Source organism: uncultured Thiocystis sp. (genome assembly GCF_903866365.1).
Lineage (GTDB): Bacteria > Pseudomonadota > Gammaproteobacteria > Chromatiales > Chromatiaceae > Chromatium.
In genome coordinates, this window is the sequence record NZ_CAIPNF010000445.1 from 1 (window position 1) to 2,826 (window position 2,826).

At 58.3% G+C, this 2,826-nt stretch carries 5 protein-coding genes; all 5 read left to right on the plus strand.

What is annotated here, in order from left to right:
• On the plus strand, nucleotides 1-138 hold a 138-nt coding region (locus tag QZY07_RS24420; RefSeq protein WP_295408563.1), incomplete at its 5' end, for a transposase.
• A 509-nt stretch (nucleotides 139-647) separates the two neighbouring features.
• Nucleotides 648-1,112 carry a type II toxin-antitoxin system VapC family toxin gene (locus tag QZY07_RS24425; RefSeq protein WP_295408554.1) on the plus strand — a complete coding sequence of 155 codons (465 nt, stop codon included), beginning with the start codon at nucleotides 648-650 and terminating at the stop codon, nucleotides 1,110-1,112.
• A gap of 184 nt (nucleotides 1,113-1,296) precedes the next feature.
• Nucleotides 1,297-1,911: a hypothetical protein gene (locus QZY07_RS24430; RefSeq protein WP_295408556.1), complete on the plus strand. Its 615-nt coding sequence runs from the start codon at nucleotides 1,297-1,299 to the stop codon at nucleotides 1,909-1,911.
• Between the two features lie 153 nt (nucleotides 1,912-2,064).
• Nucleotides 2,065-2,316, plus strand: coding sequence for an AbrB/MazE/SpoVT family DNA-binding domain-containing protein (locus QZY07_RS24435; protein WP_295408559.1), 252 nt, complete (start codon nucleotides 2,065-2,067; stop codon nucleotides 2,314-2,316).
• A complete protein-coding gene (locus tag QZY07_RS24440) occupies nucleotides 2,313-2,645 on the plus strand; it encodes a type II toxin-antitoxin system PemK/MazF family toxin (RefSeq protein WP_295408561.1) in 333 nt (110 codons plus the stop codon). Before QZY07_RS24435 ends, QZY07_RS24440 begins: the two co-directional genes overlap by 4 nt.
• Nucleotides 2,646-2,826 lie beyond the last annotated feature (181 nt).

Consider the following 2,826-nt stretch of genomic DNA (forward strand, 5'->3'; position numbering starts at 1 on the left):
CCAGTCTTCGGCATCATCAAATCGGTGATGGGGTTTCGCCAGTTTCTCACCCGCGGTCTGGCCAACGTGCGCAACGAATGGACCCTCGTCTGCCTGGCGTGGAACCTTAAACGCATGGCCGTCTTGCGCCCGCAGTAAGGGGCATTCGCAGGGAAACCACGTTTTTGGCCGAAAAAAGGCTATTTTCGAGGAAAATAGCCTCTTGATTGTCTTTTTCAGCCAATCCAAACGCTCAAGTCCGACAGGCTGCTAGGCCATCCTTGGAAGACGAAATTCCGTGGGAACCTCGGATCAACGCCGGGCGGCCTAAGGCGTATCGGATTGAGTGCGTGGGGGATGTGATAGGATCCAAGGCCATGCGATCCGAAGAATTCGCTGCCTTGGCGGGCGACATCAAGCCGGTCGATCTGGGACCGGTTCATCACGATGCTCATGGCCACGAAGGATTATGGGCGAGCTGTGAACGTTAAAGTGGACCCCGAAAACCGGACAGTCATTTAAGCTGTCAAGCCGGAACGAAAGGGTTGATCTGCGCGAAGCGGGGTTTGTGGACATCCGCTTCGGGCGGGTGGGGCGGGTGCCGGTGCTGGCGAAGTCGATGATTGCGGTGGCGCGGAAACCTTGATCCATGATGAATCCGATCGTCTATGTCGAAACATCCGTGGTCTCCTAATCTGACCGCGCGACCCAGCCGGGATCTGATGATCGCGGCGCGACAACTCTGGACGAGCGAATGGTGGGCTTGCGCCAGCCAGTCGTGGACGATCAGGGTCTCCGATCTCGTGCTGGAAGAGGCCAGTCGCGGCGATGCGCGCGCGGCGGCGTTACGGTTGGAAGCCTTGCGCGGATTGGAAACCTTGCCGATCACGCCTGAAGCTCAAGCGCTTGCAATGCGGTTGATCGACTTGCAGGCCCTGCCTCCAACCGAACCCGAGGATGCGCTGCATGTTGCGCTCGCCACGGTTGCCGGCGCGCATTACATCGTGACCTGGAACTTTGCCCACCTCGTTGGGCCTGACGCAAAACTGAAGCTGCTGGATGCGCTCCGCGCCTGTGGCTTTTATCCACCGCTCCTCACGACCCCGGAAGAACTCCTGGAGGGCCGAATATGAACGACTCGTGTCATTCGACATCCCCGCGTGCACCTGATCCGATCTTGGCCGAGTTGTGGGACGTCAAGCGTCAGATCAATGAACAAGCCGGATATCGGCTGGACGAGTTGACCCGCCTTGCCGAAGCCGCCGCTGCGGAGATTCGGCGGCGCTGGAGTCAGGATGGACGGTCTGCCACGGCTCCATGAAATTCACCGCCATCGTCCTGACCTTCAACGAATCACTCCACCTGGCGCGCTGTCTGGCGAGTCTCCAGGACGTTGCCGGCGGGGTCGTGGCGGTGGATTGCTTTTCCACCGATGACACGCTGGAGATGCCGCCCCCAGGGCGCGCGGGTGGTCCAGCATGCGTGGATAAATTACGCCTACAATTACGCGACCCAATTAAACTGGGCGCTGACCCAACTCGACGCCGACACGCATGCCCCGTCCGGCTGGGTGGCATTTCGCGCATCGACCCGCGCTGGGGCGTTGAGATCGACCTTTCAGGGCTCAAGGCTGTTGGTGGCCAGATCCCCAGGGCGCTGCCCTGGGCTGACATCGGACGCGCCGTTGGCGCTCGCATCGATTGGTGCCAACGGTGCTTGCCACGCGAATCCGTCGAGGTGGTTAAGTTCAACCGGGCATCCCGTCCGCGACCATTTACGCTCGTTGTCGTTGTCGAAGAAGGATCCCATGTCAGCGACGAGCGATCCGATGCCAACCGAGTATCGATACCGATATCTGACCAGGACATGCGTATCGATCCCGGACGACCGACGATGACGAAAGACGACAACGACAACGACAACGGAAATTGACGACGTACCAAGGACATGACCGCGCATCGACCGCCCTTTGCGCCGTCGTCTATACTCTCGCGACGTCACGCCCACGAAGGATGTGGTGAGGAGCCGGCCTTGAGAGATGGCCTTAAAGTAATTACTCTGTAATTACTTTAAGGGGAGGCAAGTATGAAGATTCATCTGGTACCTATTGGCAACTCGAAGGGTGTCCGCATTCCAGCCTCGGTGATCAAGGAATGCGGGTTCGGTGATGTGCTGGAGATGCGGGTGGAAAATGGCGTCGTGGTGCTGGCGGCGGCCCGTCAGGTACGTGCCGGGTGGGACGCGGCCTTTGCGTCGATGGCGGCGGCAAGTGACGATGCGCCACTCGTCCTGGAGACGCTCGAAAACGATTTCGATGTCGAGGATTGGACCTGGTGAGGCAAGTTCGGCGCTATGAGGTTTATCTGGTCGATCTCGACCCCACGCAAGGCTCGGAAATCCAGAAAACACGGCCCTGCGTCATCGTTTCGCCCGACGAGATGAACGTTCATATCCGTACGGTGATCATCGCGCCGATGACATCCACGCCGCGCGACTATCCGACCCGCGTCAATCTCACGTTTGAGCACAAGAAAGGCCAGATTGTCCTTGACCAAATCAGGACAGTGGATCAGTCGCGACTCATCAAGCGCCTCGGGGTGTTGCCCGAGGCATGCTCACGGACAGTCGCCGACGTGCTCCAAGAGATGTTCGCCTACGGTTCCTGATGAAGATCGCTTGCAGGGCTCGATGGTTTTCGCTTCGCTCTAACTCACGTTTCGGAGTTCAAAATCGGCGCAAAACTGGCTTTAATCGTTTGTTTATAAAGGATAATGGCCTCAAGAATGGTAAAATGTCAGGTGCTTGAATCATGACAACCACTCAAGAGGCCACAATGAAGACTCTCAC

Bases quoted from the DNA above. Each gene is read 5' to 3' on its own strand.
- QZY07_RS24425 (WP_295408554.1), top strand. From the start codon at position 648: ATGTCGAAACATCCGTGGTCTCCTAATCTGACCGCGCGACCCAGCCGG.
- QZY07_RS24430 (WP_295408556.1), top strand. From the start codon at position 1,297: ATGAAATTCACCGCCATCGTCCTGACCTTCAACGAATCACTCCACCTG.
- QZY07_RS24435 (WP_295408559.1), top strand. From the start codon at position 2,065: ATGAAGATTCATCTGGTACCTATTGGCAACTCGAAGGGTGTCCGCATT.